This is a genomic window from Acanthopleuribacter pedis, assembly GCF_017377855.1.
Taxonomy (GTDB): Bacteria; Acidobacteriota; Holophagae; order Acanthopleuribacterales; family Acanthopleuribacteraceae; genus Acanthopleuribacter; species Acanthopleuribacter pedis.
The window spans coordinates 140,622-157,523 of the sequence record NZ_JAFREP010000010.1 but is presented as its reverse complement, the minus strand read 5'-3'; the positions used below and the strand labels follow the sequence as shown (position 1 = coordinate 157,523).

At 64.5% G+C, this 16,902-nt stretch carries 1 protein-coding gene; it reads right to left on the bottom strand.

Annotation, left to right across the window (positions count from 1 at the left end):
• Window positions 1-2: 2 nt before the first annotated feature.
• On the bottom strand, window positions 3-16,901 hold the full coding sequence (locus J3U88_RS12660) for an SDR family NAD(P)-dependent oxidoreductase (RefSeq protein WP_207859133.1): 16,899 nt from the start codon (window positions 16,899-16,901) through the stop codon (window positions 3-5).
• Between the last annotated feature and the right edge of the window lies 1 nt (window position 16,902).

Below are 16,902 nucleotides of genomic sequence, written 5' to 3'. Positions count from 1 at the left end.
GCTTATTCCCCTCTCACGTTTGCAAGGGCGGTTTCCAGGTCGATCTCTTCGTTGATGAGGCGGTCGAGCAAGGCGTCGTGGAACGGTTCAAATGCATCCGCTTCTTTTTGCGGGGTGGCGGACGGTTCCGACGCCGTGGTTTGGTTGGGTTGATCCACCCACAAGCGCCGACCCGCGAAGGGATAGGTCGGTAGGCTGATGCGGTAGGGTTGTTCCCGCCATAGCGCGGCCCAATCCACATCCATGCCGCGACACCATCGCGCGAGCAGATCCTCGAAACGGCCCGCTTCAATGGCGGCGCGTTGCTGGGCGTCAAGGTCTTCCCAGGCCGGCGCCTCGCGATCACGGCGGTAGGCGCCGCGAACCAGACCTTCGACCTGACCGGACAGGAACGCGCGTAGCTTTGCCGCCACCTCGTCCAAACCGGCGGCGGTAAAGGCCAGCCGTTCCGTCAGTGCCTCGCGGCCTACCTGAAGCGTGAAGGCCACGTCGGCCGCTTCTTGATCCGGGTGTTCTTCCAGGAACCGCAGCAGGTTGGCCGCCGAAGCCTGGAGCCGGTCCGTGTTTTTAGCCGAAAGCACATATGCATAAGGTCCGGCCTGGCGGGCGACCTTGGCGCCCTGGTATTCCTCGACCAGCAGGTGGGCGTTGGCCCCGCCCGCGCCGAAGGAGGAAAGCCCGGCCAAACGCGGCAGAGTGTGACCGTCGATCACCGGCCGTTCCCAGGCACAGATCTCTTGGTTCACCGTGAACGGCGTTTCACCGAAGTTGATGTTGGGGTTGAGCACCCGCGCGTGCAGCGACGGTACCAGTTCACCGTTTTTGAGCTGCAACAGCACCTTGGTGAGACCCGCGATGCCCGCCGCCGCCTCGCAATGGCCGATGTTCGATTTGACCGAACCGATGCGGCAAAACCCCGTGTCGGCGGTGTGTTCGCGGAAGGCACGGGTGAGGCCGGTGATTTCGATGGGATCGCCCAGGCGGGTGCCGGTGCCGTGGGCCTCGATGTAACTGACATGGCGCGGATTGACGCCCGCGTTGTTGAGCGCGGCACTGACCGCCCGTTGCTGCGCCCGCGGGTTGGGCACGCTGTAGCCGTTGGTGCGTCCGCCGTGGTTGATCGCGCTGCCGCGAATCACGCCGTAGATATGGTCGCGGTCCCGTTCGGCGTCGGCCAAGCGTTTCAGGATCGCCACGCCCACGCCTTCGCCGGGAATGTAGCCGTCGCCGCCTTCGCCAAAGGCCTCACAACGGCCGCGGCTGGAAATGAACTGGCCGCTGCTGAGCATAAGGTACTTGTTGGGATGCACGCTCAAGTTCACCCCGCCCGCGACAGCCATGTCCGTGACACCCAGACGCAAGTCCTGACAGGCAAGATGGATAGCGGTTAAGGAACTGGAGCACATGGTTTCCACCGTCATGCTGGGACCGTGGAGGTCAAACAGATAGGAAACGCGGTTGGCGATGCCGGCGAGCGTGCCCGCGAAACCCATGCGCGCGCCGCGCATGCTGGCCTCAACGCCGAAAAACTGATATTCGCTGTACATCACGCCCGCGTACACGCCCACCTGGGCCCCACGCAGGGTTTTGCGGTTGTAGCCCGCGTCTTCCAACGCCGACCAGGTTTGTTCTAGGAACAGCCGCTCTTGCGGATCCAGGAAGCGCGCTTCCTTTGGCGAGATGTTGAAGAACAGCGAATCGAAGGTAGCGGCGTCCTCAATAAAGCCGCCGTATCGGCTGTAATGGGCGCCTGGCACCTCGCGGTTTTCGCTGTAGTATTCGCGCCAGTCCCAGCGGTCCTTGGGCACCTCGACGATGCAGTCGCGCCCGTCGCGTAGGTTGGCCCAAAAAGCATCGAGATCGCGGGCGAGCGGATAGCGACCGGCCAAGCCGACCACGGCAATCGCCGCGTCGCTTTCGCGGGGGTTGGGATGCGCGGTCGGCACGGTTTGTTCGAACCGCAATCGGTCGGCTTTCGGCGCGGTTGGTTGCGGGGCCTGAGCTGGTGGGTGGAGCACCCGCGCCACTTCCCCCGCGTGGTGTTCCAACAAGTAGTCAGTGATTTCGTTTAAGTTACCGCACTCGAAAAACAGCGTTTTGGGCAGGGAACCCACCTCGTTTTCCAGCAGGGTAGTCAGTTTGACCGCCTGAATCGAGTCGATGCCGAAGTGTTCAAAGGGTTCATCGCTTAACAAACGGGTGGCGGGGATTTTGAGACCCGCGGCGAGTGTGTCGCGCAACCAATCGCGCGCCGCCACGCGGGAAACGGCTTCGCTTGATGGCGCGGATGCGGTTGGTTCCGCCGCCGGCCCGAGCACGCGGCGCAGCCGTTGGTTATCGCCCGCGAGCACCATGACCTGGGTTTCGTCGGTCATCAGGGCGCGTTCCAAGGCGCGAATCCCCGTTGCCGAGGCCATCGCGGCCATGCCGGTCTCGCGCCACAGCCGTTGCTCCGTTTGTGGATCGGGGCGCATGCCGCCCGCTTCCCACAACGGCCAATTCACCGAAAGCGTGCGACCCACGCGCTGTTCCCGGTGCAAACGGGCGTTGCGCGAAGCCGCGTAGCGATCCATAAACCCATTGGCCGCGGCGTAATCGGCTTGGCCGATGCTGCCCGCCGCGCCGGCGCTTGAGGAAAACAACACAAAAAGTTCGGGGTTGAGGTGGCGGGTGGCCGTGTCCAGGTTCACCGTGCCTTGCACCTTGGGTGCGAAGACGGCGTCAAACTCGGCCGCGGTTTTGTGGATCAGGAATTGGTCGCGGGTTAACCCGGCGCTGTGCAACACCCCGTCGAGGCGACCCTGGTCCCGTTCGATTTCGCCCACAAGCGCGACCACCGCATCTTTTTGCGAAACATCCACCTGCCTGTAGATCACACGGGCGCCCTGTTGCTCCAGACGCGCGAGTTTGCTTGGATCGGCGGGCGAACGGCCGATCAAAACAAGGGTTGATGTTTGGGTTTGGGTGGCGATGTGGTTCGCGAAAAGTAAACCGAGCCCACCGAGGCCACCGGTGATCAGGTACACACCGCCCTCCCGCCAGGGTGCCGGCGCCGGTTCGGCCGGGATTTCCTCCCAAAAGCCAAGCGCGCGGGAACCGTCGCCGTAACGGATGTCGGTTTCCTCTGGAACGCGGCTGCACGCGTGCACTTTTTGGGCAAGATTCGTCGTGTCCGCGGGTACCTCGATGATTTGAACGCACAAACGGGGTTGTTCGAGCCGCGCCGTCTTCAGCATGGCGCCGAGCCCGCCGAGCTGTTGCCCCGCCTCCGTCGCCGGGTGAATCAGTTGCACCAGGAGCCTGCCGGTTTTTTGTTCGCTAAGGAAGGCGCGCAAGCTTGCGAACACCTGGTCGGCCGCGGCACGGTACGCCGTCGCCGGGTCCTCATTCGCCGAGATCAAGGCCACGAACCGATAAGCGGGATCGGGTTCAAGCTGCAAGGGTGCGGCAAGCAAGACCAGATGGGCTGCAAAAGGTTGAGGGTGGCCCTCTGTCGCCGGTCGGGTTTGCCAGGCGCGGCGGCAGATCAGGGCCTCCGCATCAGCCTTTTTGGGCGGTGGCTTGGGTGCACTGGGCTTGGAAGCATAACCCTTCAAACACACACAGGGCTTGCCGTCCGCGTCCAGCAGGTCCACATCCAGGCGATTCAGGCCGCCCTGTTGCGACGCGAGCCGCACATAGGCTTGGGTGGGTTTGGTTTTGGACCAAATGCGAACTTCGTCCAAGGCGAACGGCAGACCGGCACGCGCGTCGGGCTCACCGCTTTCGCCCAGGTACAAACCGACGGCGGCCTGTAAGGCGGCATCGAGCAAGCTGGGATGCAGGGTGTACGCGGCCGCGTCGCCGGCGACCACCGCCGGCAAGGCCAGGTCCGCCCAAACCCCACGCGCATCACCGGTGAGCCGGGTAAGGGCGCGGCAGGCGGGACCGTAATGGACCCCGAGTGTGGCAAACAGTTGGTAACAAGCGGACCCCGCGGTGGTGGTCAGGCCGGCCGCCATGGGCCGTTGCGGCACCGCGCCGACCCCGGCGTCGCCGCGGCCGAGCACCACGCGGCCTTGGCTGTAAACAACGGGTTCGCCGTTCTGTTCCGCAAAAATTTCGAAGCCCAGATCGGGCCCGGTATCGCGTGGGAACAAGCGCGTTTTTACGTCATGGGGTTCGTTGACGATCAGGGGCCGTAACCACAGGATGTTGGCCAGGTGGAAGGCGTCGTGGCCGAGCGTTTGTTCCGCCGCCGCGCGCGCCATCTCCAGGTGGGCCGCTCCTGGCAAGACCCGTGCCTCGGGTGCGCCCTCAAAACGAAGGACGTGATCGGTCAGCAGCCATTCGCGCCCGGTGAAATGCGTGGTGAACCATGGTTCTCCCTGGTTCGTGGTTTGTTCGTGAAGCAGCGGGTGCAGGACACCGGCCCGGCTAGGTTGCGCGGCCGGCGTGGCTGGGACGGGTGCGGCGGTTTCTTCAGCACCGGCCCAGTAGCGTTCGCGGGCGAATGGATAGGTGGGCAGGCTCAGCGGACGGGATCGCGGTCCCGTGGTCAAGCGGTTCCAATCGAAACCCGCGCCGCGGGCCCAGTAGCCGGCCAAGCGCGCCAAATCACGACGTGCCAGGCGAAGTTCGATCATGTCCTGCAGGTCGTCCGGCGAATCAAGACCCGCGCTAAGCGCGCCGTAATCGCGAACCGAACCCCGCCAAGTCCGCTGCCGCGCATCCGTGGTGCCGCCGCGGGCGATAAAGGCCTCGAGCTGCAACGCCAATTCCTCGGTGGAGCCGGCCACAAAGGCGACCCGTTCTTCCATGGCGTCGCGGCCGAATTGCAGGGTATGGGCTAAGTCGGTGAGTGGCAAGGATTGCGGGCGCCGTGGCGGCAAGGCACCTGACGCCGTCGCCGGTTGCGCCTTCGAGCGCGTCACCGCGGCCGGCAACAGCGCGGCGACAATGGCGCGCACGCTGTCCTGTTGCATGAAAACGCGGCCGTCCAGCTCAAGCCCGAGGGTTTGTTCCAGCATCTCGCGCAGGCGCGCCTGGTGCAGCGGCTCAACCCCGTATTCGATGAAGTCCTGCTCGCTGTCGATGTCGGCGGCGTTCAGGTTGAGGATGTCCGCGAGCAGGGCCACGACCCGCGCGGTAAGTTCGCCGGCGTCGGCTTGCGGGGGTTGGGGAGCCGCCGCGCCGTCGCCCTCGGCGCGCAGGTAGTGCAGCAGCCGTTGCGCGCACTCCAGCAGGCGTTCGCCGTCTTTGGCGGAAAGTGGGATCAGCGTCTCGCCCTCGGGCGCGGTCACTCGGGCCGGTTGGCGGTATTCCTCCACCACCAAGTGGGCGTTGGTGCCGCTGAAGCCAAAGGAACTGACCGCCGCGCGACGCGGGTTTTTCCCCTGTTCCCAGCTTTTGGTTTCGGTGTTGACGTAAAACGGCGAGCGCGCCAGGTTGAGGTGGCTGTTGGCCTCGCGGAAATGCAGGCTGGGCACCAGGGTTCGTTGCTGCAAGCAGTGAACCACCTTGTGCAGCGAGGCCACGCCCGCCGCGGCCGAGGTGTGGCCCAGGTTGGATTTGACCGATCCGACGGCGCAGGGGCCGGTCGCGCCATGTTCGCGGAACACGGTGGTCAGCGCCTCGATTTCGATGGGATCGCCCAGTTTGGTGCCGGTCCCGTGGGTTTCCACGTAGCCGATACTGTCGGCGGCGATGCCGTTGCGGCGGTAAACCTCGCGTTCCAAGGCCGCCTGACTCGTCGAACTCGGCGCGGTGATGCCGTTGGTTTTGCCGTCCTGGTTGATGCCCGAGCCGATGATGACGGCCTCAATGCGGTCGCCGTCCGCCTCGGCGTCGGCCAGCCGTTTGAGCACGACCGCGCCGACCCCTTCGCCGGGAACAAAGCCGTCGGCGCGGTTGTCAAAGGTTTTGCAGCGACCGTCGGCGGAAAGCATGCCGGAGGCGCACAGGCCCAGGTAGGGTTCGGGGCCGAGGTACAGGCTGACGCCGCCGACGAGCGCGGTATCAATTTCGCGGTTGTTCAGCGCCTGGCAAGCCAAATGGGCGGCGACCAGCGAGGAGGAGCAGGCGGTATCAATGGGGATCGCCGGACCTTTCAGGTTCAGGTAATAAGCGATGCGGGCCGCCGCGATGGCGAAACTGTTGCCGCTGACCGATACCTCGTCCGGGTTTTTGGAAACCAGGTAGGCGTATTCATTGCTCATGATGCCCAGATAGACGCCGCAACGGGTGTTGCTGAGCGTGTCGCGGTTGAGGCCCGCGTCTTCAAAGGCCCGCCAAGCTTCCTCCAAGAACAGGCGGTGCTGGGGGTCGATGCCCTCGGCCTCGGCCGGCGAGATCATGAAAAACAATGGATCAAAACAGGCGACATCATCGAGCAATCCCAACCACTTACAGTTGATCTTTCCCGGTGCGCCGGGGTTTGCGTCGTAGTAATCGGCGGCGTTCCAGCGCGATCTGGGAATTTCCACCACCGAGTCGACGCCCTCGGTCAGGTTCTGCCAATACTGGTCGAGATCGGCGGCGCCGGGATAACGGCCGGACATGCCGATGATGGCGATGGGTTCCTGGGGGCCGGCTTCGCGGTTTGCCGCGCCGGTTGCCGAGGCGACGGCTCGGACGGGTTGCTCGGGTTCTCGTGGTTTGGGTTGTGGTGTTGTTTCGGCCGCGACGGTCGCTTCTGCCGGCGCGGGTACCGTAACCGGCGGCTCAGGTTGGGCAGCCGCGGCAACGGGCGGTTGCACTTTGACCGGCGATCCTGACGGCTTCAACGGCGTGGGAGGCGCGGCGGGCAAAGGTGCTTCCTTCTGAAGGAAGGTCGCGAATTCGCGCACGGTGGGGTGATCGTATATTTTGGTGGCTTGTAGGTCCAAACCGTAGCGTTCGTTTAGGGTTTGAATCCATTCGACGCCGATAATGGAATCCAGGCCCATGGCGATAAAGGGTCGGTCCAAATCGACCTCGTCCGGCTGCATGAACAGGGCGTCGGCAAGGGTGGCGCGGACTTCGGCGCGCAGTGTCTCCAGCGAACGCAATCGCGGCGCGACGGGTGGCGCGGCTTCAACCACCGGCGCTGCCGGGGTCGGCGCGGGTTGTGGCGCGACCGCACCTTCCGCGACGCTGTTGGTTGCCACTGCCGCCTTAGGTGCCGCCGAGGCGACCGGTTCCATCGCCGGCAAGCTGATGCTTGGCTTGGGTAGAACATCCGGTTTTGTCGTCGATCCCGTGGTGGCGGGCATGGCCCGGCCGGTCAGGGTTTGGTGCAGGAAGGCGGTGAATTCGCGAATGTTGGGGGTCTCGTACAGTTGGGTTGCCTGCAGGTCGAGCCCGTAGCTTTGGTTGACGGCCTGAATCCACTCAACCCCGATGATCGAGTCCAAACCCATGTCGGTGAACGCTTTGTCCGGGTTGATGTCGGCGACCTGCATAAACAAGGCCTCGGCCAAGCCCTGCATCAGCGCCTGGTGCAGCGTTTCCCGCGAGGGTCCCGATGTGGGTGCGGTTTGGGCCGGCGCCGCGGTCGGGGTGCCGATGGGTAAAATCTCTTCCAAGGGCGTCAACCGCACCAGGCCGTCCGGTTTGGCAGCGGGCGCGGTGTATCGCGGTGCCGCGATTGGGCCAGGTTTGGTGCGAACGGGTTCGGGCACCGGTTGGGGCGCCGCTACCGTCGTTTCAGTTTGCGCCGCCGCCGGGGCTGAAGGCGCCGCTGTCTTGTTCTGCCAAACACCCAGGTTCACCCCGCGCGGACCCATGCTAGAACCTTCTTCTTCGATGGCCGGCACCCAGGCGTCTCCCTCCATCCAGTAACGATCGCGGGCGAAGGGATAGGTGGGCAGGTGGATGCGCCGGGGCCGGGGTTGGTCGTCGCGGTAGAGCCGGCGCCAATCAAAGGCAAGCCCCTGCACCCACACATCCAGCAGGCGCGCAAATTTCCCCCGTTCAATCCACTTATCAACGGCCTCTTGCAATTCCTCGTCGGCGGCGAACACGGACAGGGCGTTCACCGCCGGACCTTGCGCACCCGATGCGACCGTGCCGCGGAACAGGTCCTCGACTTCTTCAGGCTCGCCGGCGGCCCATTGATCCAGCAAGGTTTTGAGTTTGTTTTCCAGCTCTGGCGCGGTGCGGGCGATCAGCGCCAGCCGTTCTTCCATCGCCTCGCGGCCGACCTGAAGCGTGTAGGCCAGATTCGTCATCGAAACCGCTTCGTCCGCGGCCGCGGCCTCGGCGAGGAAGCGATGGAGGTTGGCGACCATCTGTTCGAGTTGGGCCGGTTTGCGCGCCGACAACATTATTAAATGATCGCGATCCAATTCATGGTCAGCCGCAAGCGCCGGGGCCTCTTCCAAAATGAGATGGGCGTTGGCACCGCCCGCGCCGAAGGAGGACAAGCCGGCGCGACGGGGCACGGGTTGCGGCTTGCCGTTCACGGTGACTTTTGGACGCCATTCCGTCGCCTCGTGGGGCACGCTGAACGGGGTGCTGTCGAAATCGATGTGGGGATTGGGCGGGTCGGCGTGCAGCGACGGTGCCAGCTTGCCGTGTTTCATTTGCAGCAGGATTTTGGTCAAACCCGCGATGCCGGCCGCGCTTTCGCAGTGGCCCACGTTGGCTTTCACCGAACCCACCGCGCAGGTTTTCTCGCCGGCTCGGTAGTTGGGGCTTTCTTTGAAGGCGCGGGTCAGCGCCGAGATTTCAATCGGATCACCCAAGGAGGTTCCGGTGCCGTGGGCCTCTACATAACTAATCGTGCGCGGGTCGACCTCGCCGCGTGCGACCGCGTCGGCAATCAAACGGTATTGCGCGTTGGGGTTGGGCACGGTGTAGCCGTTGGTTTTGCCACCCGCGTTGATCATGCTGCCGCGAATGATACCGTAAATCGGGTCTTTATCGGCCAAAGCCTGAGCCAGTGGTTTTAGCAGCACCGCGCCGGTGCCTTCGCCGGGAACGAAGCCGTCCGCGCCTTCGCCAAAGGTTTTACAGCGCCCGTCCGGGCTCAGCATGCGCACCTCGCACAGGCCTTGGTAGTGGATCGGGTGCAGGTTGAGGTGGACGCCGCCGGCAATGGCCGCGTCGCAGGTGCCCGCGTTGATGCTTTCCACCGCTAGGTGGATCGCTGTCAGCGAGGAGGAACAGGCCGTGTCCAGCGTCATGCTCGGCCCGTGGAAATCAAACACGTAGGAGATGCGGTTGGAGATGGTGGCGAAGTTGGGTTGCGGCGCATAGGTACTGTTCATTACGCCGGCGTAAACACCGACGCGGCGCCGGTCGTCGGCCAGCGTGGCCGGCGTGTAACCCGCGTCTTCGATACAGGCGTGGGCCGTTTCCAAGAAAATGCGCTCCTGCGGATCCATCAACCGCGCCTCGCGTGGCGAGATCTGGAAAAACAGCGGATCGAAGCGGTCGTGATGGTCGATAAACCCGCCCCAGCGGCTGTAAATTTTGCCGTGAACGCCGGGTTTGTCACTGTGGTAGCGTTTCCAGTCCCAGCGGTCGGCGGGCACCTCGCTGATGCAGTTGGCGCCCTGAATCAGGCGCTGCCAAAATTCGGCGACGTCGGCGGCCATGGGATAACGCCCGCTCAAACCAATCATCGCCACCTGACCCGCGTGGGCGGCGGGTTTGGTTTCTGCTGGGCGCGCCGTGACGGCCGGGCGTTCCGGTTCAGCTGGTTTGGCGGCAAAACGACGGCGCGCTTGGGTCGTGCTTTTGGCGAGGGGTTGGGACGGTGCCGGCTGCTTGTTGGGTGCCGCTGCTTTGGCCGGTTTTGCCTTCGCCTTTGGACCAACCTGCTTGGCCAGCGTTTCTTCCTGGGTTTCCAGCAGGTGATCGACCAAGGCGTCGATGGTTTGTACCTCGAAAAACAGGGTGCTGGTGATGCCGTCGAAGTGTTGGCGCATGGCGTTGGTGAGATGCACCACCAGGATCGAATCCAGGCCGTACATTTCCAAGGGCTGCGCCGTGTCCAGTTGGCGGCTGGACATGCGCAGGGTGGCCGCCACGATGCGTTTGATGTACGCCGCGGCCCGTTCCCGCAAGGAATCGCCCGTGTGTTCCAACGCGTCCGCGTCGGCCTCGGTCGCGCCGGTCACCGCCGCCGCAACCGGTACCTCGGCCTCGGCGCGATCCTGGCGGACAAATCCGTCGGAGGGCGCCACCATGACCTGTTGACCCAGTTCGCGCACGGCTTCGGCCGGGAACAAAACCGGCGCAAATCCCTCGCTTTCCAACAGCGCGCCCCAGGTTTCCGGGTACAGACCGGGACAGCCGGGAATGCGCAGCTCGCTGTCCTCGTACAACCACCAACCCTCCAACAGGCCGAAGGTCAGGTGGGCGAAAAGTGAATTGCTGCACAGTTCGTTGAGGATCAGCAGGCCGTTGCGGTGCAGCGCGGCCTTGGCGTTGCGCAGGGTTTGGCGGATGTCCGCGGTGGCGTGCAACACGTTGGTGGCAATCACCAAATCGTAGCGGTCCGGCGCGATGTTCTGACCCGCCAAAGGCAAGCCCACGTCAAACATGGCCGTGGTCAGGAACGGGTTTTCGGCCGCGTAGTTGGTTTCGGCGTGGAGCAGGAACGCCCGCGAAATGTCGGTAAAACAATACTCGTGAATGTGGCTGTGGAACGGTTTCAGCCGCGGCAAGAGGCCCGCGGTGGTGCCGCCGGTGCCGGCGCCGATCTCCAAAATTCGGATTTCGGCGTTGGGGTCCAAGCAGCGTTCTTCCAGGTAGGCGACCACCGTTTCTTCCAACACCTCGTTAAACAGATCGGCGGCGACATTGCCCTTGTGAATGCCCTCCACCAATTCCATCGAGGCGTTGGGGAACAACACATCGGTGGCCTGGCGTCGGCCGCGCAGGATGTCGGGTAGGGCGCGCAGGCAGGCTTCCACCAGGATGATTTGTGCCTTTTGGTTTTCCGCCTGCATCCAGGAGGGGCGGCCGCGTTCCCATTCCGCCCAGCGCTCCGTCAGGTTGAGACGTTCGGAGACGCGCCAGGCGCCGGCTTCGCCGCAGAGGTGGCCGTGCTGTTGCAGCAGGTTGATGCTTTCGGCGAACCAGCGTTCGTACAGCTTGGGGAGCGCCGGCGGGTTGGCGCCGAACAGGTCCAGCGAGGCCAAGGTCGCCCCCAAAAGTTCCAGGTACAGCCGGTTCATCGCTTCCAGGTCGGGACCCATGGCCGCGTGAATCGCCTGAATGTCGTCGTTGCGTTGCGGCAGGCGTTTGGGGAATGCCGCGAAACAGTCGGGAATGCTGGGCGGGTAAAGCTGCACCCGTTCCGGGACGCACATCGCGTTGACCACATCGGGTACCAGGGTTTTGAGCAGAATCAATTGTTCCGCCTCGCCGCGCAGCAGGTGATCGACCGCGGCCATGCCCTCGGCCGGTTCAATCGAACCCAGCCCGCCCTCGGCCATGCGTTTTTGGTAGGCCGCGTCGGTGACAATGCCGACCGTGCCCCAGTAACCCCAGTTCATTACGCGAATGCGCGGGCTGTTTTCCCCCGGCCAAGCGTCGGCGAGGGCCAGGGCGTAGGCGTCTTTGAAGGTGCAGCCGGCGGCGTAGTTGGCTTGGCCGGCGCCGCGGGTGAAGGATTGCAGCGAGGAGAAAAAGAGCACGAAATCCAGTTGTTCGTCGCCGAAGACCTGAGCCAGCCGCACGCTGACGTCGACCTTGGCGCTCAAGCCTGCGCGGAACCGGGTCTCGTCCATGCGCGCCAGACTCTTGTCCAGCAGGACAATGGCCGAGTGCACCACGCCGTGGATGCGCGGGTGTTTTTGTTTGATGCGGGCCGCGGCCTGTTCCAGCGCGGCTCGGTCGCCCGCGTCGGCCTGGATGTATTCGGTGTTGCGGCAGGCGGCCAGCCGTTCGCGGATACGCGCGTCTTCGGAGCGGCGACCCAGCCAGTAAACATGGGCGTCGTGGTCGTTGACGACCTGCTGGGTCCACACTTCGCCGATCCCGCCCGCGCCGCCGATCACGACGTAAACGCCGCCCTTGCGATAGCCGGGGGTGTCCGAGGTCCAGGCGGCGGTAACGGGCGCCAAGCCGCGCGTGTAACAACTCTCGGCGCGCAGGACCTGGGCGTCGCCCTCGGGGTGGGCGGGCAGTTGGAAGATGCGTTGCGCCGACGGACTTTGCGCGGCGGCCACATCTACCAGGCGCACCTGCCAGTGGGGGTACTCTTTGGCCAGCGAGCCGACCAGGCCGTGCACCGCGGCGTGGGTTGGGTCCACCGCTTCGTTGGCCGTCACCGCCAGGGTTTGCCGGGTGATCAGCGTCCAGTGGAGATCCCGTTCGCCGTAACCCGCGGCCAGCAACGCTTTAACCAGGCGGAAGACCTGAATCACTCCGCCGTTTTGATCGGCAATCAACCGCTCGGCGGCCAGGTCGTCGGCTTGAGGCGCTGGGGCCGTCCAAACCAAATGATCCAAATCGCCGAAGGTGCGCAGTTCGCTTGTTAAAGCTTCGACCGATTCACCACCGGCAAGCGAAAGCAGGCGGGCCTTGGGGTAAAGGTCGCGGATTGCTTGGGTTAGGGCTGTTTCGCCGCCGATCACCAACATCCGCTGGTCCGTATCAAGCGGCGCGGGTTCGGGGCGGGTCAGGTTCCACACCGGGCTCATCGTGATCAAGCCGACGCGGTCATCCTGGGTCGCGCCCGCGGCGGGGATGGCGCCTTCCAGGGTTCGTGAGGAAAAGCGTTTCATGCGCACGCACACCTTGCCGTCCCCATCGCACACATCAATGTCCAGCTTTTGCACACGGTCGTAGAAGGAAGCGTTCTCGGAAGGCCGCGTCCACACCCAGCTTTGGTCCGGGATCGGCGCGAAAACCTCCAGCGCTTCCAGGGCAAAGGGAAGACTGGGTTTCATGGCGTTCTCACCGCGGCCGCTGTCCAACATAAACCCAATCGAGGCCTGCAAGGCCGCGTCCATCAAACCGGGGTGCAAGGTGTAGGGGTGGTCCTCGAACCCGGCGGGTAGGTCGAGCCGCGCCACGATCTGGGGTTCGGTGGTGTCGCCGCGCCCGAAGGTGTCAAAGCGCAGTTCGGACAATCCGCGATGGCCCGGCCCGTAATCAATGCCCATTTGGTGGAAGGCGTCGTAAAGGGTTTCGGCGTCCATGGTTTCGCGGTTCACCGCGGCGCGTAAGGCGTCCAAATCGTGGACGATGGTTTGCGCGGGCTCCTGAACCGCCAAACCCTCGGCGTGGACCACGTCGGTTTGGATCTGGAACCGAATCTCCTCGTTGCCGTGACGGTCTTGGCTCGGCTCCAGCTGGATGTGCACATCCAAGGCCGCGTCGTCGATGCGAATCGGCCGCGTCCAAACGACATCTTTGAGGGTGATGCGGGCGTCGCCCAAATCCTCACCCAGCGCATCCACCACGGCGGTTCGCGCCAGTTCCAAATAAGCGACCCCCGGCAACACCCGCGCGCCGTGCACGCGGTGGTCGGCGAAGAAAAATTCGTCGCCGCTAAAGGTGGCGCTGTATCGCTGGACCTTCAAGGTCGAGGTGTTGCGCTGACACAGTGGGTGCAACAGGGCGGAACCCGGCGCGCGCTTCAAATCGGCGGTGCTCGTTTTGTGGGGCGCGTCAAAATGTTCGCGGGCGAAGGGATAGCCGGGCAGGCTGATGCGGCGCGCGTCGCCGTTGGGGATCAAATCCCAGTCCACGACCACCCCTTGCACCCAAAGGTCGGCCAGTTTGTCCAATTTCCCTTTCGCGGTCCAGGCGGCGATCAGCGCGCGGCTGTCCTCGTCGCCGCCGGCCAACAGTTGCGAGTGCTTGCCTTTGCCGCTCACCCGTCCCTGGCGGCCTGTCACCTTGCCGGTGGCGACGAAACTTTTGAGGTGTGTTTTGAGCTCGGCCAGCTCACGCACCTGGAAGATGATCCGTTCGGCCATGGCCTCGCGGCCCACTTGCAGCGTGTACGCCAAATCGCACAAACGCGGCGCCGCGGCGGCACGCTCCAGGAAGGCGAGCAAGTTCGCGGCGACTTCGTTTAAGCGATCCCGGTCAAACGCGGAAAGCGGTACCAGCTGGGGTTGGCCCGGGTCCGGCGTCGCGGCCGGTTGCCTGGGTTCGGCCACCACCAGGTGGACGTTGGTGCCGCTGTGCCCGAAGGAATTGAGCGCGGCGGTCAACGGCGCCCCGTCAGCGACCCACTCGGCCGGTTGCGCATCGATGAAAAAGGGCGAATCCGCAAAGTCGATCTGGGGATTTAGTTGATTAAAGTGTAACAATCCTGGCAACTTACGGTGTTTGAGGGACAACAGGATTTTGATCAGGCCGATCACGCCGGCCGCGGCGGAGGTGTGGCCGATGTGGGCCTTGGCGCTGCCGACCCGGCAGAAATGGGTGCGCGCCGTTTTGCCGCGGAACGCCCGCACCAGGGCGTTACCCTCGACCGGATCGCCCAGGTTGGTGCCGGTCCCGTGGGCTTCCATGTAGCTGATGTGGTCGGCGTTGATGTGGAAGCGATCCTGAACATCGCGAATCAGCGATTCCTGGGCCAGACCGTTGGGGGCGGTGATGCCGTTGCTGGTACCGTCTTGGTTCATGCCGGAACCGAGGATCACGCCGTAAATGGGATCGCCGTCAGCGACGGCCTCGGCGTGCCGTTTCAAGACCACCATGCCGACACCCTCGGACAGAACCGTGCCGTTGCCGGTGGCGTCGAAGGTGTGGCAGGCCCCGGTAGGCGACAACATGCCCGCCTCGGCGAGGGTGTTGAGCCCGCTTTGTTTCATCACCGCGGAAACGCCGCCGGCGAGGGCGAGGGCGGATTCGCCGGAACGCAGGCTTTCACAGGCGAGGTGGATCGCCACCGCCGAGGAGGAACAGCCGGTGTTGACGACCAGGGCCGGGCCGCGCAGGTTGAGATGGTACGACAGCCGCGAGGCGACGATGGCTTCCGAGGCGCCGGTGAAGGATTCATAAAAGTATTCGGTGGGTTCGGCGCCCACGAAGATGCCGACCTGGGAACCGTCCAGCGCGCGTGGGTTGCGGCCCGCGTCTTCCAGCGCTTTCCAGCTCTCTTGCAGGATCAAACGCTGGTGGGGGTTCATGGATTCGGCTTCGCGGGGGGCGATGTTGAAAAAGAGCGGGTCGAAATGGTTGCGGTGTTCGAGCACGCCGCCCCATTGGTAATAGAGGTTGCCCTCGGCGTCGCGGCCGACGAGTCGGTCCAGGTCGCGGTAGGCCTCGGGCAATGGTTGGATGCCGTCGCGGCCTTCGATCAGGTTGCGCCAAAAGGTCTCCGGGTCGGGTGCGCTCGGGAACTGCCCGGACAAACCGATGACCGCAATCACGTCGGGTTGCGCGGCGGGGCCGGCTTGCGGGGCCGATGCGACGATGGGTTGGACGCTTGGTATCGGGGTTGGTGCAACGGGGGGCGCGGGTGCCGTTTGCGCCGGCATGGTTGGGGCCGGGTTGGCTTGCTGCGCGGCCGTTTCGGGGCGGCGGATGCGGTCGGCATAGGTTTCGCTGAGGTAATCGGCGAGGCGTTCGACGGTGGTGTAGTCGAACAAGATGGCGGTGTGCAGCGAGAGGCCCAGCGATGCGTTGATGTGGTCGACAAAACCCACGCCGAGAATGGAATCGATCCCGTAATCCGAGAAGGGAATGTCGCACTGCACCGCTTCGTCCAGCTTCAGCGAATCGGTTAAGGCGCGGCTGACGGCTTCGCCGACGTGGGTGCGCACATCGACGGTGGGTACGGCGGCCGGTGTCGGCGCGGTTGCCTCGGTTGGTTTGGCGGCGGTGACGGCCGGTGCCGGCTGGGTGTGTGCTTCGGCCTCGACCGTGGGCAAAGCCTTGGTGTGGCGCACCATGCCGTCGCTTTCACCGACCACGATTTGCTGGCCCAAGCCGGCGGTGGTTTCCGGCGGGAGCGGGCGGTAACGGTAGCCTTCCCAGGCCAGGACCCGGCGCCAGGTGCGGGTTTCCAGGAGCGGGGAGCCGGGAATGCGTAACTTGGGATCCTCGAATCGCCACCATCCGTCCAGCAACCCGAAGGTCAGGCTGTTGAGCGTGGTTTTTTGGACGCCCTCGTTGAGGATCAAGCGGCCGCCCGATTTGAGCGCGGTCTTGACGTGGCGCAGGCTCTCGCGAATGTTGCGGGTGGCGTGGAGCACGTTGGTGGCAATCGCCAGATCAAAGGAACCGGCCTCGATGTGCGCGGGCAGGGGTTGCTCGACATTCCAAAGCATGGGTTGGACAAAAGGGAACTCGGGCAAGAAATGGGTTTTGGCGTGGATCAGGAAGGCTTGCGAAATGTCGGTGTAAACATAGCCGTCGATGTGGTCTTGGAAGGGACGGAGCGCGGGCAGGACCACCGCGCTGGTGCCGCCGGTGCCGGCGCCGATTTCGATCAGGCGTAGGCGGGCGTTGGGATCGGTGGCCAAGCGTTGTTGGAGGTGGTCGACCGCCGCGTCGGCCACCAGGCCGTTGAGGTAATCGGCCAAGGTGTTGCGCCGGTAAATGTTTTCCACGCGGGACATGGCGGCGCGGGGGAACAAGACGTCCGTGGCGGCCAGGGTACCCCGCAGGATGTCGGGCAGACGGCGCAGGCAGGCGTCGACCAGTTGCACCGCGGCGCCCATTTCCGGTTCCTGCAAAAAGGCTTGCAGGCGCGGTTCCCAAGCGGCCCACACCGCGGCGGGTTCGTCCGCGGCGGGCGGGGGCAGCTGCCCGTTGCGTTGCAAAATCTCCAGCGCGCAGGTGCACCACCAAGGTGCGTATTTCTCCTGCACGCCGAGCGCGCGCCAGGCCTCGGCCGGCGCTTGGTCGCCCTTGAAGGCACCCATGCACCGCAGTTGCGCGCCCAGCAGGCGGCTCATCCAAGATTCGAGTTCGTCCCAAAGAGGGTTCTGGACCAGACGGTCGATGGCTTCTCGCTTCATG

Coding starts and splice junctions, on each gene's coding strand:
- J3U88_RS12660 (WP_207859133.1), bottom strand. CDS start 16,901: ATGAAGCGAGAAGCCATCGACCGTCTGGTCCAGAACCCTCTTTGGGAC.